Annotated in this window: 21 protein-coding genes and 2 pseudogenes; 9 read left to right on the top strand and 14 right to left on the bottom strand. The window is 34.5% G+C overall.

Annotated features, from left to right (window positions below):
* Positions 1-113: 113 nt before the first annotated feature.
* Positions 114-695 carry a recombinase family protein gene (locus PJ15_RS00450; protein ID WP_047426652.1) on the top strand — a complete coding sequence of 194 codons (582 nt, stop codon included), beginning with the start codon at positions 114-116 and terminating at the stop codon, positions 693-695.
* Between the two features lie 93 nt (positions 696-788).
* Here PJ15_RS00450 and PJ15_RS00445 read toward each other — a convergent pair whose 3' ends face one another.
* The 5 genes and pseudogenes from PJ15_RS00445 to PJ15_RS00425 form a co-directional block, all read right to left on the bottom strand.
* A complete protein-coding gene (locus PJ15_RS00445) occupies positions 789-1,160 on the bottom strand; it encodes a hypothetical protein (protein WP_047426931.1) in 372 nt (123 codons plus the stop codon).
* A 156-nt stretch (positions 1,161-1,316) separates the two neighbouring features.
* Positions 1,317-3,995: an Ig-like domain-containing protein gene (locus PJ15_RS00440; RefSeq protein ID WP_047426650.1), complete on the bottom strand. Its 2,679-nt coding sequence runs from the start codon at positions 3,993-3,995 to the stop codon at positions 1,317-1,319.
* Between the two features lie 352 nt (positions 3,996-4,347).
* Entirely contained in the window at positions 4,348-5,538 is a 1,191-nt protein-coding gene (locus tag PJ15_RS00435) for an HlyD family efflux transporter periplasmic adaptor subunit (RefSeq protein WP_047426647.1), read from the bottom strand.
* Positions 5,538-7,676 (bottom strand): type I secretion system permease/ATPase, encoded by a 2,139-nt coding sequence (locus PJ15_RS00430; RefSeq protein WP_413772459.1) that lies wholly within the window; start codon positions 7,674-7,676, stop codon positions 5,538-5,540. The genes PJ15_RS00435 and PJ15_RS00430 overlap by 1 nt, the downstream gene beginning before the upstream one ends.
* A pseudogene (locus PJ15_RS00425) lies at positions 7,676-8,884 on the bottom strand (TolC family protein); the annotation flags it as partial. The gene PJ15_RS00430 and the pseudogene PJ15_RS00425, both read right to left, overlap by 1 nt.
* A gap of 893 nt (positions 8,885-9,777) precedes the next feature.
* Between PJ15_RS00425 and PJ15_RS00420 the strand changes: the two are divergent.
* The 3 genes from PJ15_RS00420 to PJ15_RS00410 all read left to right on the top strand — a co-directional run bounded on the left by PJ15_RS00420 (position 9,778) and on the right by PJ15_RS00410 (position 12,705).
* The gene (locus PJ15_RS00420) at positions 9,778-10,263 is read left to right on the top strand and encodes a DM13 domain-containing protein (RefSeq protein ID WP_047426640.1); all 486 of its coding nucleotides are present in this window, start codon (positions 9,778-9,780) and stop codon (positions 10,261-10,263) included.
* 290 nt (positions 10,264-10,553) lie between these two features.
* A complete protein-coding gene (locus tag PJ15_RS00415; RefSeq protein ID WP_047426639.1) occupies positions 10,554-11,612 on the top strand; it encodes a lipase secretion chaperone in 1,059 nt (352 codons plus the stop codon).
* A 121-nt stretch (positions 11,613-11,733) separates the two neighbouring features.
* The gene (locus PJ15_RS00410) at positions 11,734-12,705 is read left to right on the top strand and encodes a lipase family alpha/beta hydrolase (protein ID WP_047426638.1); all 972 of its coding nucleotides are present in this window, start codon (positions 11,734-11,736) and stop codon (positions 12,703-12,705) included.
* Between the two features lie 176 nt (positions 12,706-12,881).
* Here the strand turns inward: PJ15_RS00410 and PJ15_RS00405 are convergent, their stop codons facing one another.
* The 4 genes and pseudogenes from PJ15_RS00405 to PJ15_RS00390 form a co-directional block, all read right to left on the bottom strand.
* On the bottom strand, positions 12,882-13,199 hold the full coding sequence (locus PJ15_RS00405) for a hypothetical protein (protein ID WP_047426637.1): 318 nt from the start codon (positions 13,197-13,199) through the stop codon (positions 12,882-12,884).
* 115 nt (positions 13,200-13,314) lie between these two features.
* Positions 13,315-13,698, bottom strand: a complete 384-nt coding sequence (locus tag PJ15_RS00400) for a hypothetical protein (RefSeq protein ID WP_047426635.1) — start codon at positions 13,696-13,698, stop codon at positions 13,315-13,317.
* Positions 13,699-13,724: 26 nt separating this feature from the next.
* Positions 13,725-14,489 (bottom strand): annotated as a pseudogene (locus tag PJ15_RS00395) (hypothetical protein).
* Between the two features lie 96 nt (positions 14,490-14,585).
* Complete coding sequence (locus PJ15_RS00390) at positions 14,586-15,194, bottom strand: hypothetical protein (RefSeq protein ID WP_047426634.1); 609 nt, start codon at positions 15,192-15,194, stop codon at positions 14,586-14,588.
* Between the two features lie 870 nt (positions 15,195-16,064).
* Between PJ15_RS00390 and PJ15_RS00385 the strand changes: the two genes are divergently transcribed.
* From PJ15_RS00385 to PJ15_RS00375, 3 genes are all read left to right on the top strand, one after another.
* Positions 16,065-16,430 (top strand): toxin-antitoxin system, antitoxin component, Xre family protein, encoded by a 366-nt coding sequence (locus tag PJ15_RS00385; protein WP_047426633.1) that lies wholly within the window; start codon positions 16,065-16,067, stop codon positions 16,428-16,430.
* Between the two features lie 495 nt (positions 16,431-16,925).
* On the top strand, positions 16,926-17,270 hold the full coding sequence (locus PJ15_RS00380; RefSeq protein ID WP_047426632.1) for a hypothetical protein: 345 nt from the start codon (positions 16,926-16,928) through the stop codon (positions 17,268-17,270).
* Positions 17,257-18,108 (top strand): hypothetical protein, encoded by an 852-nt coding sequence (locus PJ15_RS00375; protein ID WP_047426631.1) that lies wholly within the window; start codon positions 17,257-17,259, stop codon positions 18,106-18,108. Before PJ15_RS00380 ends, PJ15_RS00375 begins: the two co-directional genes overlap by 14 nt.
* Before the next feature lie 153 nt (positions 18,109-18,261).
* On the opposite strand, the gene PJ15_RS00370 is transcribed toward PJ15_RS00375, so the two are convergent.
* Complete coding sequence (locus tag PJ15_RS00370) at positions 18,262-19,209, bottom strand: MobA/MobL family protein (RefSeq protein WP_047426630.1); 948 nt, start codon at positions 19,207-19,209, stop codon at positions 18,262-18,264.
* Between the two features lie 580 nt (positions 19,210-19,789).
* On the opposite strand from PJ15_RS00370, the gene PJ15_RS00365 reads away from it, so the two are divergent.
* The gene (locus tag PJ15_RS00365) at positions 19,790-20,482 is read left to right on the top strand and encodes a hypothetical protein (protein WP_047426629.1); all 693 of its coding nucleotides are present in this window, start codon (positions 19,790-19,792) and stop codon (positions 20,480-20,482) included.
* 231 nt (positions 20,483-20,713) lie between these two features.
* Positions 20,714-20,929, top strand: a complete 216-nt coding sequence (locus PJ15_RS18755) for a hypothetical protein (protein WP_047426628.1) — start codon at positions 20,714-20,716, stop codon at positions 20,927-20,929.
* Positions 20,930-21,718: 789 nt separating this feature from the next.
* Here the strand turns inward: PJ15_RS18755 and groL are convergent.
* From groL to PJ15_RS00335, 4 genes are all read right to left on the bottom strand, one after another.
* Positions 21,719-23,353 (bottom strand): chaperonin GroEL, encoded by a 1,635-nt coding sequence (groL, locus tag PJ15_RS00350; RefSeq protein ID WP_004770360.1) that lies wholly within the window; start codon positions 23,351-23,353, stop codon positions 21,719-21,721.
* Positions 23,354-23,412: 59 nt separating this feature from the next.
* Positions 23,413-23,703: a co-chaperone GroES gene (gene groES, locus PJ15_RS00345; protein ID WP_004652030.1), complete on the bottom strand. Its 291-nt coding sequence runs from the start codon at positions 23,701-23,703 to the stop codon at positions 23,413-23,415.
* A 177-nt stretch (positions 23,704-23,880) separates the two neighbouring features.
* Positions 23,881-24,648, bottom strand: a complete 768-nt coding sequence (locus tag PJ15_RS00340; protein WP_047426618.1) for a metallophosphoesterase family protein — start codon at positions 24,646-24,648, stop codon at positions 23,881-23,883.
* Positions 24,629-25,567 carry a diacylglycerol/lipid kinase family protein gene (locus tag PJ15_RS00335; protein ID WP_047426615.1) on the bottom strand — a complete coding sequence of 313 codons (939 nt, stop codon included), beginning with the start codon at positions 25,565-25,567 and terminating at the stop codon, positions 24,629-24,631. Before PJ15_RS00335 ends, PJ15_RS00340 begins: the two co-directional genes overlap by 20 nt.
* Positions 25,568-25,619: the final 52 nt, after the last annotated feature.

Genomic DNA, 25,619 nt, shown 5'->3' with positions numbered 1-25,619 from the left:
TGCCTCACATATATCCCCAATAACTTTGATACACACTTTTTGTTTAGTGTTGTTTTTCATTATATTTGATTGGTTAAATTTAACAATACAAGCACTACTACTGGAGTTTCAAGATGCGTACATATGCTTATATTAGAGTTAATCCAAATACCGATATTGAGACTTCAAAGTTTTCTTCTTTTTTTTCAGATAAAGGCTATAATATACAAAAAAACCGTTTAATAATTGAGGAAGTTTCTATTGATAAATCCATAATTTATAGAGATAAAATTTTAAATTTAATTAATTACTCTTTAGAGGAAAATGATTTACTTTTAATTAAAAGCATTGACTGCCTTGGGTGTAATTTTCAAGAAATCCTACATTTACTACAAAAAATCGACCATATGAAAATAAAAATCATATGTTTTGATTATTCTAATCATGAGATTAATGGTGATTTAAAGGTTTTTTTTCTACATGTTTTAAAAATATTTACTGAATTTGAAATTAATTTACAGAGAAACTCAAATATAGAGCGAAAAGTTAAACGAAAGGTTGGACGTCCAGAAATTTTAAACAATGAACAAAAAAAACATGTTATAGATCTATACAAAAAAGGATATAGCGTTTATTCAATAGCCAAAAAGTTTTCTGTCACAAGAACAGTTATTCAAAGATTATTAGAAAAAAATGCAAGACAAGACTTCTTTTGAAATATGAAAGATACTTAAATAAAGAACATACTAGAATAATGTGAATAAATTTATTCACATTATATATTTTTAAGTTAACTACTTAACTTTTGATTAAGGACATAAATCAAACTGAAATTTTTCTGTATTTTTTCCTCTTGAGCATTTATAACTTTGCTGCTTATTAGTAATTACCCATACATTATGTTTACGTTTTAATTTATATTCTGTACGAACACCAATTACTGAATCATCTAATTGGGACTGTTCAACTAAAACTTTTGCTTCACTTGGTCTTTCTATACTATTAAATTTTTGTTCTATTTTCAGGTTGCTTTCTTCATTTACTATTTTCGGTTGATCTAATAAAATCGCATGCATCACAGTAGTTGTTTCCCTATTATCTTTTAGATTAGATAATTTCTCTGGTTGATTACATGCGGTCAAAAGCAGGCCTAACCCTATCACTGCACAAAACTTATTAATCATTAATTTTCCTCGTCAAATTAATATTTAACTTCAACTTTTATTAAGAGATAATCTTTAATTATAAAGGGCTAGAGCTTATATTAATTTAAGATATAAAATATACAGCCCTAGCCCTCATATTTACTACATACTCCCTTTAAATATTATTTTAACTTAAAACAGTACTTGATTACTTTCTAACATCTTATCAGAAGCGATCTCTGTTGTTAGATTATTCAATACTAATAAAGAACTAGGATTAAATATCTCTCCTCTTTCATTATGTTCAAGTATGTTCGCTGTTGATGTAGAAGTAGTGATATCTCCCACATTTTCAAACTCACTAACAATAGTTTCATCAACATTTTTATCAGCTATTAAATCTGAGACATCCACTTTATCGATATCGTTAACTGAGTAAACCGTATTTGTATCTAGATAAGTTCCTAAATCGTCATTTTCATTTTTTGCATTTACACTTAATACTTGGAAGATTGATGCATCTGCACTTAGGTCATCAGAATTTTTTTGCTCCTGATCAGTATTAAATAATGTATCTGTACTATCATTTAGAAGATTTTCAATTGAGTAAGTGCTATCACTAACTTCTTTTGGAGTTGCGGCAACTTGCGTATAATCCTTACCACTTAATATATTAATACCTAATGACTCTGTATTAATCACACCTTCACTTGTTTTATAAGTAAACTCAAAAACTTCTGAAGTGCCAATATTGTTCTTATTTGGATATGGTTTATACACATATGATCCATCTGAACTGATAATCAAATCTCCTGAAACACCGTGTATTGTAGTCTTCTGCTCTACTTTAGTACTTTGACCGTTAATCTTAATTGTTAAATCAGAATCCAATAGATTAGCGTCAGAAATATTCTTAAAGACATTCCCAACAGCAGCTGAAGTATTTAAAAAATCTCCATTACTATCTACAGAGTATGAATGTTCTGTAGTAGTAATGCTTGCCGAAACACTCGTCGCTATACCTGCTCCACTATCAAAAGATGTAAGAATTAAATATTTCCCCTCCGTCAGGCCAGTTACATTAAGTTCCCCACTAGGCTTTTCTCCTAAAATTAATAATGATGGTCCCGCTCCAGCAGATGACTTTGCAACAAGCTCCCATTTATCACCAACTTGCTTCAAAAGAACAGTTGAAAGATTACTTTGAACAGAAACAGCTGAACTTGCATTGTATTTCATCAAGAGATCAGTCGTTTTACCATGACCTACTTCAAACTGATAAGTTTGTTGAGCAGGCAGTAATTGTAATTGTCCATTTCCTTCAGTTCCTGCAGCAAAATCAAAAATTTTACCAATAGATGCACTAAGTGTATTCACTAATCTTTCAGCACCAATTAAATTAATTGGGGCTAAAAAGTTTATTGAACCATTAGTAACTTCTGATGATATAGGATCTACTGCTGAGACAAGAGCATTGTATTCTTCTGATACTTCTTTTGAGATATTAAAATCACCTTGATCAATTTTTACTTTGATTTTAGCTGATGAAGAATTACCAGAGGACTTATCTAGCAATTTATATTCAATTGAGTCTGTTTTATTAACATTATTAAAATTTAAATTTGGTTTATAAATATAATCGCCATTCTCATAAATTGTGAATGTTCCATATTTACTATTTATTACTGTTTTGTCAGATACTAACGTAAAACTTCCATCTGAAGTTTTTACCATAAGCTGAGTATCATCCGTAAAAATGTTTGGTTTTTGACCATCTCTATAAATATTACCGTAATCTGATTCAACTTGTGTAATGTTGCCATTATCATTGACCAAATAATTAGAGTAGTCTATAGAAACATTTGCTTTACTTTCACTAGTGACACCAATACCTACCTTTGTAGACATTACAACCTTATATTGACCAGGTGGGAGATCATTTACCAGCAAGCTTCCAGATGGGCCACCAAGTCCAAATTTTGTAAATGGTACTTTGACTCCTACACCAAATGCAGTTTTATTCGATACGACTTCCCAGTTATCTCCACCAATATTTCTTAATAATGAAACTCCATTTGTTAAACCACCTATTAATTTTGTACCAAAATCAATCTTAACATCTGCAGTTTGATTTTCTCTTACTTCAAAATCATATGATTGACTAGTTGGTAAAACTGGATATCCACTACTATTATCAGTTCCACCAGTAACGAACTGCACAACTGAGCCTATGGTTCCTGTAAGAAGGTTTACTATTTTTTCTAAGTCCAAAGCATTTACAAATGAATTAAAAGAAATTTCATCTCCTTTTGAATCGACAGTATGTTTTGAAATTGGCTCTATAGTAGAAATATTCGCCTGCCCTGAAACATCAAATGCTTCAACGCGGTCTAGATTTGGAGCAAGTATATTTGTCGATGTAGAAGTATTTCCTGCTTTATCAGTTGCCGTTACACTCAAAGGTTGTCCTTCGTTTTGAGCTGGGGTTAATATAACTTTGTAATTACCTGCAGCATCTGCAACCCCTGAGCCAATCACTTTTCCTACTGTATCCTTAATTTCAACATTAGAACCCGGTTCTGCTATACCCGTGACTTGCGTTCCATCCTTAGCAACATTAGCGGTTGGGGCATCTGGCGCCTTTGTATCTCGTGTTATTGTCTGTGTAGGTTCAGTCTTATTACCTATAGCTTCTTTTGCAGTGACATTAAGTACTTCAGTGTTGGTTGAAGGACTCTTAATATCTACTGTATATTTACTATTTTCATTAGTATGTACTGCACCTAATATATTACTATTTGGGTTTTCAATTGTTAAAGTTTGCTGACTGGCTTTAGCTTTAGCTTTAGTCAAAAATTTTTTTTCAGACATATCTACTCCACTACATTTAGAAAATCATGAAATTAAATAATTAATTTGGCACTTTTATTTAAACAATAAAAAACCAAATTAATTTAAAATTAAAAGATACGTTTCTTACTCACAACACTAAAGCCAATTTAAGACATAAAAAATATTAGTTTATTAAATTCCAAAAAAAAACAAATCAAAAGAACCATTAATTTCATTTAAAAATCAACAAACTATACAAGAATTTTATTTCTCTCCATGAAAACTCATACACTTTATAAAACCACCTTAAGAATTATACATTTTAAACATCACTACTATTTAAAACATAACAAAAATTAAATACATATTAATAAACTATTGGGCTGCTCCCTTATCTTTCTCTTAAGGCTTCTTTAGCCTTATTAAATGGCTTAAGTAAGTAATCTATTATACTTTTCTCACCAGTTCTGATATCTACTGTTGCTACCATACCTGGTGTAATACTAAAAATCTTACCTTCTTTATTATAAATTTTATCAGATTCCGTTCGTATATAGACACGATAATAAAATTGATCTTGCTTAACCTCATCTCTAATTGTATCTGGAGAAATAACTGTGACTTTACCTTTTAAACCACCATAAATTGAGTAGTCATAAGCTGTAAGCTTAACCAATGCTTCTTGTCTTGGATGAATAAAAGCAATATCCCGTGGCAAAATACGTGCCTCTATTAATAGTTGTTCATCAATCGGGACAATTGTCATTAACTTACCATTTTGTGGAATAACACCACCAAGCGTCGTTACTGTAATTTCCTTTACCACACCACGTACAGGTGCTTTCAAGACAGCACGTTCTAAGCTATCATTACGCCCCATTATTATTTGTTCTTGTGTTTGTATATTAGTATTCGCTTTAGATAACTCTTCCCGTGCTTTTACATAATATTGATTTCGTGCATCATTAATCTTATTTTGCAAATCATTTGATTCACGTCGTAAGCGTAGAACCTCAACCTCACTAGCAGCACCTTTAGCAACTAAAGGCTCTGTCATTGCTAATTCCTGAGAAACCAATTCTAAGGCTTGTTTTAGTCCTGAAAGAGTTTGTTGAAGATTAGCTCTACGTGAGTTATATAAAGCAGTTTCGTCAGCAATAAGTTTTGTATCTTGTGCAACATTTTTGGAAAAAACTAATGGCATATCATTTACTTCAGCACGTAACCGTGCAGCTGTGGTCTGAGCTGCAATCAATACTGATTTTGCCTCACCCACACTTGAAGCAAAACGAGTAGAGTCAAGCAGCGCTAGTATTTGTCCTTTTTGAACAATATCACCTTCCTGTACATTTAACTTTGTTAAAATACCGCCTTCTAAAGATTGGATCACTTGTTCTTTAGATGATGGAATAACTTTGCCAATACCGGTCGAAACCTCCTCAAGCTTAAACAGCCATGCCCAGATTAAGAAAATTAATAAACTAGCCCCCACTATACCGATTACTAAACTGGCATGCGGTAAAGGCGGCTCATTATGTGAAGTATTCATAGAACGAGTAGATTCTTGTAGTTGTTCGCTCATTAAACCCCCTCTTCACTTAATTGTTTTTGTTGGGCAGTAGTTTTATTAAGTATCTCCTCTTTTGGACCATCCATTACAATTTTGCCTTCTTTAACAACAATAATACGGTCAACTAATTCAAGCACAGCTCGGCGGTGGGTAGCTACAATTAAGGTCCGGTGTGCTAACCACCCTTTAAGATGTTCAATTAATTGTTTCTCGGCAACATCATCAATAGCTGACGTTGGCTCATCAAGTAATAAGATGTTTGGTTCACGAATTAATAAACGAGCAAGCAATATAGCTTGCCTTTGACCGCCAGATAGACCTTTCCCCCCTTCTAAAATCAAGTATTCTAGTCCTTCTTTTTTCTCTTGAATAAAAGATAGCGCACCTGTTACATCTAACACTCGAAGGATATCATCATCGGTTGCTAGCGGTGCTCCTAATGTTAGGTTTTCACGAATTGTCCCATAGAATAAATAGGCATTTTGGTTAAGTAATCCCATATCTCGACGTACATCTGATGGATCAATTAAAGAGAGATCGAGATCATCTAAATATATAGACCCCTGAGTTGGAATTTGCATGCCAGCCATAATTTGAAGTAATGTCGACTTACCTGCTCCATTACGTCCTAAAATTGCAACTTTCTCTCCAGCACAAATTTTCAAATCACGAATTGCAAGACTTGGTTTCTGTTCTTCTTCCCCATAATGAAACAAAATGTTTTTTAATTCATAATCCCCATTCAAAACAACTTTATGCATCAGATGTGAGCGATCTGCCTGATCAATTGGGCGCTTCATAAGCTCATCTAAACTTTGTTTTGCAACTTTAGCCTGCTGTAAACGCCCTAATACTCCAGTAATCTGTGCAATTGGCCCTAACATACGTGAAGATAAAATTGAACACGCAACCAATGCCCCTGTGGTCATTTCACCTTCCATTACTGCAAAACATCCAACCAATACAACAATGGCATAAGTTAGCCCTTGAATCTTCTGAGTCCATGCAGTTAAAGTACCAACAATTTTACGCTGTCTCATACCAATATCAGCTGATACTTCATTCATATGGTTCCACTGATTTTGAAAACGTGATTCAGCACGCAAGAGCTTTATATCTTCAATCCCCTGTACTGCTTCAACCAATATGGCATTTCTAATTGAAGACTCTCTCATACCCTCTTGTGCAAGTTGAGCTAGCTTTCTCTGCACTAGAATGCCTGGCAATATCATAAGAGGCACGATAAATAGCATTACCCAGAATAACTTTCCTCCAATAAAGGCCAAAATAATCAAGAAAAGAAAAAAGAATGGAAAATCAGCAATCGCATTAATTGTGGTTGAAGTAACTAGTTCACGGACACCTTCAAGCTCACGAATCTGGGAAATAAAACTACCAGTAGATTTCGAACGATCTTTATTTTTAATTCTTAAAGCATGACCAAATACACGATCTGAAACACGTAAGTCAGCACGTTTACCGATAATATCGGATAAATAAACTCTCGAAACACGTAAAATAAATTCAAAAAAGGCAGCGATTAATACTCCACCAGCCAAAACCCATAAAGTTGGAATTGACTGGGATGGAACCACACGATCATATACCTGCATAGAGAAAATAATAGTTGCCAAAGCTAATACGTTTGCAACAAGTGAAGCAAACATAATGTCAAAGTAGCGTTTCCAGTCTCTTAAAACAATTGACCAAAACCAGTTGGCTTCATAGGGTTTAATATATTCATCAATACGAGCATCTGAAATAGATCTTTCAGGCCGTAAGATATAAACATTCTTAAGAGAGTTTTTTAAATCATCTAATGATAAATTTTGTGAAAGCCCCAGATCTCCACTAAACTGAATACTTACATTTCCTAGCGTATCCGCCTTATCAACTACCCCAACTAAACCATCATTAAACTCTATCATGACTGGTAAACGCCATGAATTTAACAAATCTACTGAAAATGGTACTTTACGTAGATTTAAACCAACCTGACGTGTAATTAGCTGTAAGATGTGATCTAAGTTTTGATTTTGGTTCCAATCTAATTGTAAACGAATTCTTTCTTCTGAAGATTCTATACGGTAGTGTTTGGCAATAATTAAAACTGCTTGGAGCCAAGGTTGATAATTAATTTTTTTTGTTATCATGGTTGTACTTCCACCCCCTGAATTGAAATATTATTCAAGCCATAGACTTGGCGAGAACGCCCTGATGCTTCAATGTACTGAACAATACCGCTATAAATATCATAACGTGCCGATTCAAGTTCTGAGTTGGCGCTATGAATAGCCTGTTCAGCGTTTAATAAATCTACCAATGAACGAGTACCGAGCTTATATTGCTCTTGATACAATTCACGCGTAGCAATAGTTGTTAGTTGACGACTTGTAAGCAAGTGCATTTGATGTTTTTTATTTTCAATCTGTTCACGACTTGTTCTAATTTGATCAAGAATATCCATATATACTGAATTAACCTGTGCTTTTGCAGCTTCCTCGGCATAACTAGCTCTTTTCACTTGTGAAGCATTGACTCCTCCTTGATAAAATTGACTAGTTGCTTCAAGCATGACTGAACTATATAAACCATCATCTTTCATATTATTTGGGTTTCTATTGTTGATGGCCTGACTTATAGAACCTTTCAAAGCCAAGGTAGGATAACGCGCTAAGCGAGCTTGTTCTTTATAAGCTTTAGCTACTTCAGCACTGAGCTGTGCAACAATCATTTTTGGAATAGTATTAAACTCAGGATCTCTATATAATTCTGACAATTTCGCCAAATCACTAGAAATAATCCAATTCTTTTTAGACACATCAAAACCCAAAAGATTTTGAAGATGTAGTTGGTATTGATTTAATAATAATTGCTGAGCTATCAAAGTAGACTGCGCAGCTTGCAAATAGGACTGTGCTTGAATTGGATCTGCCTGACTTGTCACACCAGCTCTTGCACGTAAATTAGCAATTTCCTGTATTCGCTGAATACCTGCAATTTGCTGCTCAGCAATTTTATTGAGTTGACGATAACGTTGAATTTTTACAATAGTCTGTGCAACATCCGAAGCTACAGCATCAAATTTGACCAAAACATTAGCCTGTTCAACCTGAACTTTAGCTTGTTCAATCTCCACAGCTGATTTAACTTTACCAAAGTCGAAAAGCATCTGGGTGGCGCTTAAAGTTATAACCTGCTGCCCACGATTACCACTACTCAAATCACCAGTGATAATACCACCTGAAATTTGGGGATAATAACCTGCTTTTGCAATGTCAATACTCGCATTTTGACCAGCCAAACCTGAAATGGCTTGTGAGATATCAGGATTTCTATTGAGTGCGTATTTTATAGCTTCATTTATCTCAATTTTAGAACCCAGCAAACTATCGTTATAATCATTAAAGTTTTGTTCAAATAAAGAACTATTTAATTGAAAACTACTAATTTTTTTAAAATTTATTTTATTAAATTCATCAACAGAAGAAGGTTTAATTAAATGCATAAATCTTTCATTTACTTTTTGCACTGTATTCGCATGTCCAACTCCAACAAAGCTTATTAAAAAGAATAGGAATAACAAAGATATTATAATATACTTACTTAAAAGTAAGAGCAGTTTACAATTTACCTCTCCTATTGAAAAATAATTTTTTTCACATGTAAAAAAAAACTCTAACACCTTCATAGTTCCAAAAATTTAAAGGTAATTCCTGCTTAAAACAATAACAACTCCTTACAAGAAAATAAATAAAAACATCAAACCAACCAATAAGATACTAATTTTAAAAGAATTTAAATTATATTTTTAGTATTAAACAACATTATATTTAAAACACATTCAAAAAATTAACACTTAATAAAATAGACTTAAATCGATCAATTTTGATAAATTTTATTTAAAAAAAATTAAATTAATTCATATTGATGTGTAACTTTTATACCTGCCAAAAAAAAACACCATCTAAAATAGTCTTTTTAATAATCATATGTATTAAACATAAGACACAAACACCATTATTAAATGATATCAAAATTTGCCTTCTAGCATCTTGATATGCATAATTAATTTAATTTCCAAACAAATATAACTTGTTTTATATTTTTATCCAGTTAACTAAAAAAACTATATTTATATATAGTTAATAAAATACTCTTTACCAAGCAATCTTATGATTTGGAAAATCGTAAAAAAACTTAGGCCTATTGATGGGTAAAAGTAAATTCTTTTAATTCATGGAGAAATGAATGAGAACTAAAGTTAAGATGCTTTTAATAACTTCACATCTTGTTATCTTTGTTATAGGAGTAGGCCTAGGAGTCTATCTACTACCTATATTAACTGCACAGGAAAATGCGACGTTATCAGAGATTACTAATGTACAGAAGCAGGCAAAATATGAGGGTAAGTTTGTCCCTAATCAGCAAGGAAGTGATCCTTTACACTGGGTGGAAGGGGAACTTTTTGTTACTGATAATGAAATTGCTTTCAAGGGCAAAGTAGCCCCTGGGCCGGACTATAAAATTTATCTTACTAAAAAGCAGGCAGTAGACAAAAATTCTTTTTTAGAAATGAAAAAAGAAGCTGTTTTGATAGGAGAACTTAAAAATTTTGGAAATTTCAAAAAAAATATTCCTGAAAGCGTCAATGTTAATGATTTTACGACTGTTCAAATATGGTGTGAACGTTTCTCGCAATTCATAGGCTCTGCCAAATATAAGAATGATGCTTGAAAAATCCTAGATGAGTAACCATGAAAAGAGAATTAAATATGTTAAGAAACTTACTCATCCTGAATATAATTTATATCATGATACATCCTTAAAATTTAAATCGCCAAACAATGATTTAGGGGATTATCTGAATGCATTTAGAGTATTGAATATCTCAATTTCTATCATTGGTTCAGTAATCTCCACAATTACAATTTCTCTCATATCTTTTAAAAGATCCAGTTGGTTTGGCAACTAATGCAGGGCAAACTATTAAAACCCATATTATCAATTTGGAGGCTCTTATATAAATGGCTATAAATTTAACATCCAATAAAATTATTTGGGTTATATTTTTGGTATGTCTTATTATTATTTTAACTATTTTCTGGTTAAAACCTAACACTAAAATAAAAAGTAGTATTTCAGCTAATTTAAAAACAGAAAAACAGAAAAACAGAAAAACAGAAAAACAGAATAGTATAGTGACAAATCATAATAAACCCAGTTTACAAACTAATTTTGGTAGCATAAGTCAGCAAGATACACAGATCAATTGTCAGATTACTGCTAATAGCTCAAATGAAATAATCGTTAATGAACAAACAAAGAATTGTTTCGAATATTTTCTTACACAATATGGCGAAAAAACGATTGCACAGATTAGAGAAGATTTCCTTAGTTATACTCAGACTTCATATAAAAATCCTTTACTCTCGCAATTAAATGATCTATGGAGTCGTTATCTAGAATACAGTCAACAGTTAGAAAATCTACAAGCTCCCAATATCAACCACGATAGTCCAGATTACTATCAGCATATTTTTTCAAATATGAAAAACTTGCAGAAACAGTTTTTTTCTAATTATGAAATTGAAGGGCTGTTTGGGCAGGAAGATATTTATAATGAATATACGATTAAACGGATTAAAATATTGAACAATAAAGAAATTCCAACAAACCAAAAAGCCCAAAAGCTAAAAGAATTATTTAATGAATTGCCTGAAGATTGGAAAGAAAACTTACAACAGCTTTCACAACTAGAAGATCTTCAAAATTTAACAGCCGAAATCAAAGCACGCGGTAACTCAGCTGAAGAACTTTATCAAATGCGGATCAATTTAGTAGGCCCAGAAGCAACTCAGCGCTTAGAAAATTTAGATATACAAAACAATAATTGGAAAAAGCGCGTAAACCACTATCTAAATGAGCGCGAAACCATTCTTAAAAGCTCAATGAGTGATTTGGCAAAAAAAAATTCAATAAATCTATTACGTGATCAACAGTTTGCTAATCCCAGAGAACAGATACGTTTACAAACTTTTGAACAAGTACATGATCAAGGAGGAGATTTACCATTCAGCAATTAATGAGTTGAGATTACTTCCCTTTATAGAATGATCCATGCAAAAATTAAATATCGCATGGCTATAAAAGGTACTTATTAGATATTAATTAAACTTCTTTTTGAGAAGTCCTAAAGGAAAATATATGAAATATAGAATATTTACAAGCTGTCTTATTGCTCTAAGCTGTATGGTTGGCACCTACAGTTTTGCTTCTGGCTTGCAACATGTCACGAGCAAATATGTTATAAGTAATTATGCAGAAACTAAATACCCAATTGTATTTAATCATGGCATGTTTGGATTCACTCATTTAGGTCCTTCCGCTTTTGGTATGGATTATTTTTATCAAATTTTGCCAGATTTAGCTCGAAATGGCGCTACAGTATACGCTACACAGGTCTCCCCTTTAGAATCAACAGAGGTTCGCGGTGAAGAACTTTTACAGCAAGTAGATCAAGTATTAGCACTTACAGGTAAATCAAAGGTTAATCTAATCGGTCATAGTCATGGTGGTCCCACTATTCGTTATATAGAAATTGTTGCACCAGAAAAAGTAGCTTCATTAACTGCTGTCGGAGGAGTATTTAAAGGATCAAAAGTTGCCGATGACATGATGGAACTTCCCATTGAAAAATTCATTTTTACTGCTTTCGCTGAATATATTGTTGCCCCCTTAACAAACCTATTACAGGGCAATACTAATCTATCTGTTAGTTTCGAACGATCATTAATAGCATTAAGTGAAAAAGCATCAGCTGAGTTCAATGCAAAATATCCAACGGCAGCTATACCTCACGATTGTGGGAATGGACAAAAAATAACATCAAATGGTATTTATCATTATTCTTGGACCGGCGTTGCACAGGCTACAAACCCATTAGATATTATTGACCTTGCTATTTCAACTATGGCGCCTAGGGCTTACAAGAATAAGGATAATGATGGTCTAGTCAGCCGCTGTAATACACACTTTGGATACGTAATCAGAGATAACTACAAACAAACCCACTTAGATGAAATCAATCAGATATTGGGTCTAAGAGCGCTATTTGGGCCTGATCCTGTCTCACTTTATCGCCAGCATGCTAATCGTTTGAAATTAGAAGGTTTATAATAAATTTTAGGTTTTTGTACAATAGAGCTCTAAGCATAGAAACTTTATTTTATTCATAGCAAAATATAATAAAACATCTTAAAAATTAAGAAATTCAAAGTTAGGAATAATTTTTTATTCCTAACTTTTCAATTTTAAACAAAGATAAAAGCGCAAAATTCTCTTATCCCCGTTTACTACTCTTCTATCCAGTATTTCTCACGCTCTTTATAATACTGATATCTTCTTTTGGAATTATGCTTCCAGCTTTTAGCTACCTTGTAGACTGAAGATGGAAGATCATCCCATTCTTCCGGCAAGCCAGAACCTCGTGCAACACGAAGTTTTAATGGATAATCCTTATATTCAATCAAATGAAGAAAATAAAAACTACGCTCTTGATATGTACTGAACTTTTTAAAATATCTACTTCTCAGATGAGGATATCGTCTTCGGATGTCATCATTAGGATCGATTTTTAAAGATTGTTGGTACTGAAATTTCAACTTTCGCATATTGCCTCCTAGATTAAGTTACCTAGAAGGGGTCCTCTGCGTAGTAATTCATATATTTTAACCCTATGATCAGCTATTTTTTTAGCTTTATCTATTCAATCTATCTAAGCTCAAGCTATTTAATAAAATAACCTAATGTATCGTCTTTTGAATCACCCCATCCTGTCCAGATTTCAGTCATCTTTACGTAATGCGGATTAACGCTTTGGACTTTATATAGATAGCTACGTGGTGGGGAGATATTATTCGTTCGTACTTTTTCAATTAAAATAAAAGTCTTCTCATCTAGCCATCTTACTCTCAGGGGCAAAGGATCTTGGCATTGTCCCATTTCAGCATACGTGGCAGCATCTTTACCATTTTTAGCAAAAGACAATCCAGCGCATTCAGTATCAGGTAAATCCAAGACTAAACGCTTCCCAACAAGACTTTCTTTTGCACCTGCACAGGCTAACGTTGAAAGACTTAGACATAATCCTGCGAATATTAATTTTTTCATTTGATAAGACTCTTTTTATTCAGTTGTTAAAACACATTGTCGATAAAGCCACACTTTAAGATGTGCTGTGAGGGTTTGACTGGATTGTCATAAAGACTGATAAAGGCAATCATGCTATTTGTATTAGCAGAATTACGTTTATAAGGCTGGCTGTAAATGTAAATTTGTTTAGGTGTATAGGCCTTCTCATTCTGGATGACCTCACCATCAAAGACCTTTAAATGTAGATATTGCTGAAAGATTTTTTGGGTTTTGCTTCTATTTTGATCATCGTGTAGAGAAGCTTTATCCCACTACTGTTTAAAGCTTTTGAATTGTTGTCCGCTGTAGTGACTAAATTTAATCTTTAATCCCTCCTCAATCTTTTGTTTGGTTTGGAGGATTTCATCGTTTCGATAAACAGATGTATTTGCTCCTGCAACACTCACATGCTTTAAAGTCTCAATCCGTTGGATCGGGTTACTTTTATTGCTCGGTAAATAGATGGCTGTTTCAGGACAATCCTCACAAAAGTTTTCATCATCCGAATCAGTGATAACGGTAGGCTTTTGTTTGCGGTACTGTTGTTGAAATTGTTGCTGTAAAGCTTTTATTGCAGTTGATGATTTAATATCGCTATCACCTAAAGCAAGCTGATTTATAAACGATTGTTCTTTCTTGGCCCAATCCAGACAGGATAAGCCCTGCTCTAGAGTGAATGATTGTGATGTAGAAACAGGTTGAGCCGTTGAGTTACTCATCACTAGTAGCGTAATACTGGTGATGAATAGTTGTTTAAGTTGATACTTCATTTTGCTTATCCTTGTGTTCCTACGGGTTATTCACGTTAATCCTGTATAGAACACTTATTTAGAACCGTTATTAAATTTTACGGATTTAACTCTTTGTTATTGATAATGATCAGTGGAAAGGAGTTGACGGATTTCACTGGCCATCTGGGGACTACGCCAAGGAAACAGCACTTTAAGACTATAATTCGGTTTAAATTGATCCCGTGTTCCAATATTGACCTGGAACTCACGTTTCATCGGTGTCCGATGGACTTGTTGATTAACATGGGTTCCCATCATTGGGTTACTGATCACCGTGGTTGTCGTTCTGAAGCGGTCTTCAACTAGATTGTAATGGCCCACAGAAGTAATGTAGTCAAAAGGATATTTCACTAGGCGTTGATCAGGCTGATCAAACAGGATGATGGTTTTATCCTGACTATTAATCCAGACACCACGGTTTTGATAATTAAAAGTTTCTCCTTGGCGTTTCAGTTGCTCAGTCATTCCATCAAAATATGTATTTCCATATTGATAGAGGTAGTAAATGATCACAAACCAGAACAGGTCAAAGCCAAAGAAGATATAGGCGAAAGCACCAAAGGAAAAGATTTTGGCGACAATCAGAAAGATCACAATTGGCAAAACCACACATTTTAAAAATAGCTTAGATTTGTGTGGACGGTTTTCGATTGGAATAATTTTAGGTTTAGTAAGTTCAGACATGGTTGTTTCCCGCATATTCAATGTAATTCACAATCACCAGCAGATATAAATATAAAAAGGTCTATTTTTTATAGGCGTGATTTAGCCATCCACTGTTGGATTGTTCTCGTTAAAAAGTTTTTTAATACAGGCGAATAATAAGAATTAGCCGTATAGACCTCGTTGAAAACTACAACCAGATTGAACATGGGGTAAGACAAAAATCAGAAAAGATGGGTACAGCATATGAAACTCCTAGATGTTTATAGAAGTTCTGCCATATCACTGTCAAATAATGGTGGCAGAACGAAAGAGGGTTGACAGACTGATCATCTAGGAATCAGCACACCCGAAGGTGTCCCCCTTCCGTCCTACCATAGAAAAAAAGGGGGACGAGAAGATTCCCACACTCAATTTATATCCAAAAATATAAATCTCATGTGCTAGATGAATCGGTCTGTCAAAACCGACTGGCAATGTAGGCCAGCGAGCCCATATTAATTTCATCTAGGTTTTTAGTCAATTTTAACTACACTAAAATCTAGACAATCAGGTTGCTATTAAGTATTGGAATTAAGTGGTTGATTTTTCTCATAGGGTCAAATTAAGCCAATCGATTAGCTCATTTTGGTTTAATGGATGAGACTAAAATGGACTGTTCTTCTTTATTAAAATGAAACAATAAAATTAAATAATAAATCTTCAGAACTCTCCTTTCCGTATTCATCCCTTTTAGTTTGATTTAGTCAGGATAATCTGTACAAATAGTCAGATGATCAATATTGTGTTTAAACTGCTTTTAAATTGATTGAGTTGAAGAATCTTAACGTTCACTAAATCTAACTAAATGGGATAGAATCAAATATCTTCAAAATTTTGTGGGAAGATGTAATGAGTTCTATCGCTATACAACCCGATCCCAAAACTTTTTTAGCTCAAGCTGTATTCAAGGCTGCTGATCAACTCGGTCTAAGCAAAACTCAGCTTACCTCTTTAATCGGCTGGGAACTCAACACAATCCAGCAAATGGAAAACTCGGCTAAATTAGATCCTTCCTCTCCACAAGGTGAATCAGCGTTATTGTTGATACGTCTTTATCAAGGTTTATCTGCACAAATGAGCGATGATCCAGAATGGATTTCTAATTTTATGAATACATTCAATACAGCTTCAGGTGATATCCCGGTTCAACAAATTCAAACTAGAGAAGGCTTGGTCAAAGTCTTAAATATTGTTGAAGCTATCAAGAATCGATAGTCAATTCATCTCATTATTTTGAATAATCACCCTCGATTTTATAATTTCCTCTCTTCTACTCTCTATTGAGTAGATTAATCAAAATCCCAAACGCATAAATATCAAGCAAAGATAGCCGTCCCTCAATACGTAGGCAATCAGTTTCTTAGCCGTCAGAAACCTAAAATATCTTCAGGTTAATCAATAAATTATTTAATGTTAAGATATGTAAAAATATTGAATTGGATCGTTGACAGGTTAAGGTATACCCAGCTAACCTAGTATTACACAGCAAAATCTGTGTTCAGGCGTGAGAACCTGATACAATCTAGGTGCAAATTAATGTCGCACTAGCGGCTATTTTTTTGTCTACTGTTTAGCAGTCGTTATGGCAGCTTGCAGGGCAACCGTAAGGTTGGCTGATCCTAGATTCAGTATTCTCACCCCTGTCTTGCTGCCACCATTACCGTGAGAAGTAATGATGGTAGGTGTTAAAACTTATCTAGGACTACTGCTATGAACTCGATTCTTCATTGTGCAAACACTTGCACATCTAAAAAACAAGCCTCTCAACTGATTGTTGAACTCGGTAAATCTATTTCAAATCCTCAGCGTCAAACGTTGGCAAATCTTTATATTGCTGTGGACACCGCAAATTCCTTGCTCAAAGAGCTTGAACAAGCACATCAAATCATTCGTGAATGTATGCATGAAATGAATGATAAACAACTTCTTAAAGTCGCAAAACTTAACCAAAATAATAACCTCTCCTCTCTATGGGCATTCCGTACGCATCAACGTCACAAGTTGATTGAGCGCGCACAGCGTGTGCTGTTTGGAGCTGGTCATGTCGAAGGCTAAGAAGAATAACAATCTCCTAATTTCGGGAGACTATCCTTTAATTGCTTCGCCTGCGCTTGCTAAAGCGTATGGCGTGGCCGCCGCTAATTTTCTCCAGAAACTGCATTATTGCTTAGAAAATAACGAGGGGAAAATCTACAATGGTAAAAAATACTGGTTTCACAGCTATGAGCAATGGCAGACGACACTTGGCGTTTATAGCGTATCAACGATTAAACGAATTGTGGCAAAGTTAAAACAAGCTGGAGTTCTTTTGATTGAAAAGTTGGCACAAAATAAATGGCTACAAACTAATTTCTATACGATTAACTATAAGAAGTTAAAACAACTCATCACAGTGAATAATGGGCAAAACAATCTGCCTAACGAGATCGTTCCAACTCCTGATCCAGTCCTAATCACATCCTCTCTGGAGAATTCTGCTCAAGGCGTCCAGTCATCCATGTTAATAAATTCAATTCAACAGCCATTTCAAAATATCAAGGTTAAATCAAATACATTTGAACCAACATTAAAAGTGGCAAAAGAATCCCGTCTACGCCCCGACTTTGTCACACATGAATCTTATTCAGTAAAAGGATTAAACCAACCACTCCATCCTGCTGCATCAAAGAAAACGTTAAAAAATATGGATATGAATTACCGCTGCTTTTATCAAGCACTCAGACAGCAACGTGTAGATATTGATTATGATGATCAACGCATTCAACAACTCTTGAAATATCAAAAGCGGATTCTTCAGCATATTGCCTATATTAAACAGAGTCTTGCAGGAAATGAGCGTTACCAATGGCATCAACTTGAGCAATTGCAAATGGAAAATTATTTAAAGAAGTAGGTCAAATCGTACGAAGATCAATTTCAAATGATCTGTCTACAGAAAGTGCATAGACGGATCATTTAATTAAATCAAAGGTTGAATAAAGACTGATTAAATCCATTGAATTGGCTCATCAGAGATAACCGACCTTGGTTTTTTAATCTATGGATATTAAAAGTCATAATCTAGATCTTTCGATTGATTACGATGATGAGTTTTCGAATTTTCCTGTTCACTTTTTTTAGCCAGCGCTAACTCATACTCTTTTTTATAGAGTTCATACAGGTTATTTTGACGAATTTCCCGAATCTCCTTTCTACATTCTGCTACCTTGTCTTGATCTTCAGGATCGGTGCTATACAGTAAGTGCCTAGGAATTTGAGGAACATCCTCTAATTTGGTTCCATATTTTTTATTATAATCTTTATTTGATAAACACGACACTGCACTACTCACTTCTAATTGAGTATTATGTATTACTACTATTTTTCTTGGTGCATATTTTTCTAAAAATTCATTTATTATTTCTTCAGTTTTTGTTCGATAGTGAAATAATATATTTCGACCCCACCCAAGTACGTCAGCAGTAATTTTTAATGCGCCTCCTTTACTAGGATTTTTTGGCCGATGTTGTTTAAAGAACTTTTCTGGAGAACGTTGAATATTATCCATCATACTTTTTTCAGAAAATAATAAGTGTAAATGCGGTTGTTCTGACTGTCCATCAAGCGCAGCAACATGATTATGAATTGCGATTGTAGATGGCATTTTATATTGACCGCAAAATTCATGCATTAATCTTTCAGATAGTTCAATACGATGCTTTTTATCTAATTCTTTTGGTAAAGCAATTGTAATATGTGATGAGGTTCGTCTGGTTTTAGTTGTATATTTATCTGCTGCCTCCCAAAACAGATCAGGGTGATTATGAGCCCATTCAGGCATACTATATGAATTACAATATTCCAGTTCTTCAATCTCACTTTTATGCTTAGAAAAATATAATGTACGAGTAATATAGTGATATGCACTTTTTGACAGTCTATACTTTGAATGACCGTCACTTAATTTTATTTGAATATTACCTTTTACGTTATGACTTAAATGAAAATAATACATTTTTATCTCCGATATTGATTAAATTGGAATATCAGATCCTACAAAATTTTAAAAATTTATGATGAGTTTTATGGAGAAAAATTAAAAAAATCGCAATATTGATCAAAAAACATACTTGAAATAAAATCACATGAGTAACAGACTACAAAAAATACAGATATTTATTTTTCTCAATAAAAACAATCATATAAAATTATTCCAAAAATCGTGTAACAGTTACATAAAACATGAGTAACAGCTATGAAGCACATAAGTAACGGCTTTAAAGCACATGAGTAACGCCGATAAAATACATGAGTAACACTCCCTACTCATTAATAAACAGTAACTTATAATTAACAGGGCTGCGCAGCACGAGGAGAAGTGCCTTTTAAATGAGAGCGAAGCGATAATTTAAAAGACACGGATACGAGATATAAAAAATCTTTTTTGCATTCGCAAAAAAGATTTTTTATCTGTCCCCCTATTAACAGCCATAAATTAACAGAAGAGTAGTATTTTTTGAAAAACGCAACTTATGAGGATTTTTTTTTGGACTCTATGATATACCAACATTTTCTTAAATACAGATGGTTTCAAAATGGCTAGAGTTAAATTAACAGTGAATGAAATTTCTTTAAGAGTTGAAAAACACTTAAGACAGATAGCAAGACGTACCCATTCAGATGAGTTGGTACTCCAATTAATTCAATCTAAAACAGAAAATCAATTTACCGAAGAAGATACAAAAAGATTAAACAATAAATATCACAAAATTTTAGAATTACAAAAACTTGAAAAATTAATGGACGCTATTTGCACAATCGCAGAAAATGATCGCTCTGATATTGAAAACGATATCGTTGATTTTAGCGGACATGAACGCCCTTCCTCTCAAACTGATGAAAGATTAAAAATAGCATTAAAGATGCTAAAAAATTACAATAAAAAAATTCCTGATAAAATTAAACAACAGGCCCATGATGAAATTAAAAGCTCTTTAAATAATTCTTATAAAAAAAGAAATCAGAAGATTAAAGACAAGAAGAAAGAAAATCATGAGAAATTTTTTCTTGGAAGTGTTCTTATCTCACTCTTTAAATTACAAGATATTGAAACTAATTATCTTGATATTACGCTTAAGATGATAGAGCTTTATCAAACTAAAACTTATTTTAGCAAAGATTTATTTATAAAATCAGAAATTGACGAATTTAAATTTTCAGATCAAGGTAGAAACTTTAACGACAAGAAAAACGCGATTTTATCTGATCCTAAAAATCCTTTTAAATAGCAACCTAAAATTAAAAGATAAAGCAGTATACGTTTAGCTCATTTATTTTAAATGAGCTAAGTAGCCAACATTGTTATACTAACAATCAACAAAAGATTATTTACTGACATAATCAAAAAATTATGTCTTTTTTTTGATTTTTTAAACATATCTCATCTTTTTTTTGAGTATTTTGATAGTCTTTATTTTAAGAGGTTTTCTCTTGAAACTAAATATTAATGGAGATCTTTAATGGTTGTTTCGATAGACTTAACAAATACAGAACGACGTGTATCTACTTCTGAATTCGCATTAAGAATGAATATCTCTGAAAAAGAGCTATATGATCGAATCAAAAATGGTCGTGTGAAAAGACCAATAAAAGATGGTCGTAAAAATTACTGGCTGAATAGTTATGTCCTTACCTGTATTCTGAATGAGGAAAACTACATTCTTACGTCAGAATGAAATAGATATTGTTCTAAGTCAAAAGCGCCTGATTTTTCTCAGGCGTATTTTTCCCATATATTCATTCATAACATAATCAAAATTTTATTTTTAACCAGACTTTTTTAAGAAAGCACGGATTACTAAAGTATCTGACCAACCATCTATGTTAATATCGAGCTCAGTAGCTATTTCAAGTAAATTATTCTAATTGTTATAGTATAACTAGCTATCGGCTTAGTATTTCTTCAAGTTTATCATAGTTATCAATACGTCGACTTCAGTCCCCCTTTACGATTTCATCATCGGCTACAATTTCAAAGCTTTTTATAATTCGACTCATTTATAAGCAAGTGCATAAAGTTCATCTTTATGCCGCAGAATTACACGTTTGACCGTGTGCCTCACAATGCGCTTTGTGGCCTCATCATTATTGAATTGTATGGGGAGAACTTGACTCACCAAGGCTGGACGAACTTTCCGATTTTCACCACTGGAATCATTAAGACGTTTAGCCATACTGTATCTCACAGAATTTCTTAACTAGCACTATATAACATAAAAATAGATTTTTAATTAAGCTATGTATTACTTAAGGATAAGATTAATTTTGTTATTAGTTATAGTGATAGATTCATACAACAAAATTCAAGAATGCTTAACTACAAACTATAAAATTAAAAAAGGTCGCAAATAAAATTTGCGACCTTTTTTGTAACAAACTCATATGTGAGTAACATCGTGAGTAAGTTAAAAATTTATGGCTTAAATAATATTAATTTACAATAACTTAAACCTCATATGAGCAGCTTACATCATGCCGCCCATACCACCCATACCGCCCATATCTGGTGCAGCTGGTTTATCTTCTGGGATGTCAGTGATCATGCATTCAGTAGTCAACATCAAACCAGCAACAGAAGCTGCGTGTTCAAGTGCAGAACGCGTTACTTTAGCAGGATCAAGAATACCCATTTCTAACATGTCGCCATATTCGCCAGTTGCAGCGTTATAACCGAAGTTACCTTCACCCGCTTTAACTGCATTAATCACAACAGAAGGCTCATCACCAGCGTTTGAAACGATTTGACGAAGTGGCGCTTCGATCGCACGACGTAAAATGTTGATACCTGCTGTTTGATCTTCGTTAGCGCCTTTTAAGCCATCTAACACATTTACAGCGCGTACTAATGCAACACCACCACCAGCAACAACACCTTCTTCAACCGCTGCGCGAGTTGCGTGAAGTGCATCATCTACACGGTCTTTCTTCTCTTTCATTTCAACTTCAGTTGCTGCACCAATTTTGATGACTGCAACACCGCCTGCTAATTTAGCAACGCGTTCTTGAAGTTTTTCTTTGTCATATTCAGAAGTAGATTCTTCGATTTGCGCACGGATCTGTTGAACACGTTCAGCGATTTGTGCAGCATTACCCGCGCCATCAACGATCACAGTGTTTTCTTTAGATACCGTGATTTTGTGTGCAGTACCCAAATCTTGAAGAGAAGCTTGCTCTAAAGACATACCTACTTCTTCAGAAATAACAGTCGCGCCAGTCAAGATCGCGATGTCTTGAAGCATTGCTTTACGACGGTCACCAAAACCAGGTGCTTTAACCGCACATACTTTGATAATACCGCGCATGTTGTTCACAACAAGTGTAGCAAGCGCTTCGCCTTCCACATCTTCAGCGATGATAAGAAGTGGTTTACCTGTTTTAGCAACAGCTTCTAATACCGTAATCAATTCACGGATATTGCTGATTTTTTTATCAACAAGAAGGATGAATGGATTTTCAAGTTCAGCAGTAAGCGTATCTTGCTTGTTCGCGAAGTATGGAGAGATATAACCACGGTCGAACTGCATACCTTCTACAACGTCTAAAGCGTCTTCGAAGCCAGAACCTTCTTCTACAGTGATAACACCTTCTTTGCCTACTTTTTCCATCGCTTGAGCGATAAGTTTACCCACAGTTGTATCAGAGTTTGCAGAGATTGAACCTACTTGTTCAATTGCTTTGAAATCATCAGCAGGTTTTGCGTTGGTACGGATATTTTCAACAACTGTTTTTACAGCGATGTCGATACCACGTTTTAAATCCATTGGGTTCATACCAGCAGTCACTGATTTGATCCCTTCATTTAAAATTGCTTGAGCAAGTACAGTTGCAGTTGTTGTACCGTCACCCGCGATGTCATTCGTTTTAGAAGAAACTTCACGAACAAGTTGAGCACCCATGTTTTCAAACTTGTCTTTCAAAGAAATTTCTTTTGCAACAGTCACACCGTCTTTAGTGATGTGTGGTGCACCGAAAGAACGGTCGATTACAACGTTACGGCCTTTAGGACCTAAAGTTACTTTTACAGCATCTGCAAGTACGTTAACGCCTGCAATCATTTTTGAGCGAGCTGAATCACCAAATTTTACGTCTTTAGCTGACATGTTAAACTCCGAATCTTTTTAAATACTGAATCTGATAATAAATTTGAGTTATGTGTCGATTAGCCTTCAAGCACAGCTAAGATATCTGACTCTTTCATAATCAAGAGTTCTTCACCACTTACTTTTACTGTTGTACCTGCATAAGTACCGAACAATACTTTGTCGCCAACTTTAACGTCTAAAGCACGAACGCCGTTGTCAGTGATCTGACCATTACCCACTGCAATTACTTCACCTTGAGATGGTTTTTCAGCAGCAGAACCTGGAAGTAAAATACCACCAGCCGTTTTAGTTTCTTCTTCTACGCGACGAATCACAACACGATCATGTAATGGACGAATGTTGCTCATAGTTAACTCCATCAGACTTAGTCTTATTGATTAATGTGTGTCACCAGTTCGTGGCAACACATATAAAATTTTGGTATGCCACTTTTTTGGGGATGAAAAAAATGGCTTCAAGGGGAAAATGAAAAAAAATTCTACTTATAGATGTTTTTTTGAGCACAATAATGAAGTTATGCCGAATTAAACAACATTTTGTGATTTCACAAATGTTTTAACGGATTCATCAAACCAGTAATGCTCTATCAGACCGTCATCCGAAATCACATTAAAACTATTTGATAATCCAAAACGTAAACGCTTGGATGTGGCTGTTCCTGCATGAATATCCAGAATAGGATGGTCAAATCCTAAATGAAAAATCTGATTGAGATCGTGTACTGCCACTTTATGTAAATGACCATGCAAAAGACCGAACAAACCTGTTTTGCCCCATTGTTCTAAAGCAATTTTTCCTAATACTGGACAGTCCTTATCGCCATGGTCATTTGGAAAGGTATAAAAAGGTTGATGGAATACCACGATTTTTATTTTATTGGCTGGCGCACTGTTCAACCGCTGATAAGTTTCATGAATCTGCTCCAGTGAAACATGTCCTCGGGTGTGATATCGCCGCCGAATACTGTTTACACCAACCAGATAGAAATGTTCAGTTTCCAAAGTGGTTTCCATACGACCGAAAAAGGCCTGATAACGCACAAAAGGAGAAAAAAAACGGTTCCAGACATGATAAAGCGGAATGTCATGATTACCAGGCACCACCAGATAAGGGATCGACAGTGCATCCAGAAATTGACGGCAAGCATAAAACTGCTTAATACGCGCACGTTGCGTCAGATCACCACTCACCACCACAGCTTCTGGACGATGCTGCTGACAAAACGCCTTGATCGCATCAATACAAGCTTCACGCTCTGTTCCAAAATGCAGATCAGACAGATGCAGTAACATTCGGAACCATCACTTTTAACGCAGATTTTTCGACTGCAAATTTTAATGGAGTTTGCATCTCTTTTAACTCTCCATCTAACGCAACTGTTAACTGTGGTTTTTTACACTCAACCAGTATATGTTCAGCACAGAATGAATAAACCCCTGAAGCTTGATCGATTTTTCCCTGAATCAGTTTCCATAACATTTTTAATAAACTGAAACGGTCACTTTTAGCCACCACCACGCCAGCCAGTTTGCCATTGGCAGCACATTCCGCAATTCTTAATTTCATGTCGCTGAGTTGCAACTGATTATTGCCAAAGAAAATCAATGGCGTTGCGACTGGATATTTTTCCCCGTCCACACTCACGGACAGTTTTAGGGATTTATGCTCACGCAGTAATACATCCAGTGCAGAAGTATAGGCATTTAACGGAAGCCGTCCAAAATGCTGATTAAAACGTTCCCGTTTTTTAATAAATAAAGGATATAGCCCAAGACTGGCATTATTTAAGTAAATTTGATCATTAATCGTGGCAATATGGACTTTTTGAATCGCGCCAGTTGCAATCACTTCTGCCGCCTCAAAAACATCTAGCGGGATATTCAAGACACGTGCGACATAATTAAAAGTCCCCAACGGAATAATGCCCATCGGAATATCGGTATGCATCAACTTTTTTGCCACCGCATTTAAAGTACCATCTCCTCCCGCTGCCACCACAACGCCACGCGACTCAGTCTGTTGATGTCGAGCCAGCACCGTTCTCATCATGGCATCAAAATCAGTTTGAGAACTCAGCTCAAAAACCTGAATTTCGAATCCATATTGCGTCCAGAAGGTCATCAGACGCTCATATTCTTCATCTTGTTGTGCTGCATGAAAACCTGATTTTTGATTATAAATAATAGACAAAGGCTTTACATCGGGGGCCATAATTTTCAACCTTAAAGAAGATTACAGGCTTATTTTTGTTTACAAAATCAAC

It is taken from the genome of Acinetobacter sp. neg1, from assembly GCF_000788125.1.
GTDB classification, from domain to species: domain Bacteria; phylum Pseudomonadota; class Gammaproteobacteria; order Pseudomonadales; family Moraxellaceae; genus Acinetobacter; species Acinetobacter vivianii.
Note: the sequence above shows the minus strand (reverse complement) of the source record. Positions and strands in the feature narration are given on the sequence as shown.

Coding starts and splice junctions, on each gene's coding strand:
- PJ15_RS00450 (WP_047426652.1), top strand. CDS start 114: ATGCGTACATATGCTTATATTAGAGTTAATCCAAATACCGATATTGAG.
- PJ15_RS00440 (WP_047426650.1), bottom strand. CDS start 3,995: ATGTCTGAAAAAAAATTTTTGACTAAAGCTAAAGCTAAAGCCAGTCAG.
- PJ15_RS00435 (WP_047426647.1), bottom strand. CDS start 5,538: ATGAGCGAACAACTACAAGAATCTACTCGTTCTATGAATACTTCACAT.
- PJ15_RS00420 (WP_047426640.1), top strand. CDS start 9,778: ATGAGAACTAAAGTTAAGATGCTTTTAATAACTTCACATCTTGTTATC.
- PJ15_RS00415 (WP_047426639.1), top strand. CDS start 10,554: ATGGCTATAAATTTAACATCCAATAAAATTATTTGGGTTATATTTTTG.
- PJ15_RS00410 (WP_047426638.1), top strand. CDS start 11,734: ATGAAATATAGAATATTTACAAGCTGTCTTATTGCTCTAAGCTGTATG.
- PJ15_RS00405 (WP_047426637.1), bottom strand. CDS start 13,199: ATGCGAAAGTTGAAATTTCAGTACCAACAATCTTTAAAAATCGATCCT.
- PJ15_RS00400 (WP_047426635.1), bottom strand. CDS start 13,698: ATGAAAAAATTAATATTCGCAGGATTATGTCTAAGTCTTTCAACGTTA.
- PJ15_RS00390 (WP_047426634.1), bottom strand. CDS start 15,194: ATGTCTGAACTTACTAAACCTAAAATTATTCCAATCGAAAACCGTCCA.
- PJ15_RS00385 (WP_047426633.1), top strand. CDS start 16,065: ATGAGTTCTATCGCTATACAACCCGATCCCAAAACTTTTTTAGCTCAA.
- PJ15_RS00380 (WP_047426632.1), top strand. CDS start 16,926: ATGAACTCGATTCTTCATTGTGCAAACACTTGCACATCTAAAAAACAA.
- PJ15_RS00375 (WP_047426631.1), top strand. CDS start 17,257: ATGTCGAAGGCTAAGAAGAATAACAATCTCCTAATTTCGGGAGACTAT.
- PJ15_RS00370 (WP_047426630.1), bottom strand. CDS start 19,209: ATGTATTATTTTCATTTAAGTCATAACGTAAAAGGTAATATTCAAATA.
- PJ15_RS00365 (WP_047426629.1), top strand. CDS start 19,790: ATGGCTAGAGTTAAATTAACAGTGAATGAAATTTCTTTAAGAGTTGAA.
- PJ15_RS18755 (WP_047426628.1), top strand. CDS start 20,714: ATGGTTGTTTCGATAGACTTAACAAATACAGAACGACGTGTATCTACT.
- groL (WP_004770360.1), bottom strand. CDS start 23,353: ATGTCAGCTAAAGACGTAAAATTTGGTGATTCAGCTCGCTCAAAAATG.
- groES (WP_004652030.1), bottom strand. CDS start 23,703: ATGAGCAACATTCGTCCATTACATGATCGTGTTGTGATTCGTCGCGTA.
- PJ15_RS00340 (WP_047426618.1), bottom strand. CDS start 24,648: ATGTTACTGCATCTGTCTGATCTGCATTTTGGAACAGAGCGTGAAGCT.
- PJ15_RS00335 (WP_047426615.1), bottom strand. CDS start 25,567: ATGGCCCCCGATGTAAAGCCTTTGTCTATTATTTATAATCAAAAATCA.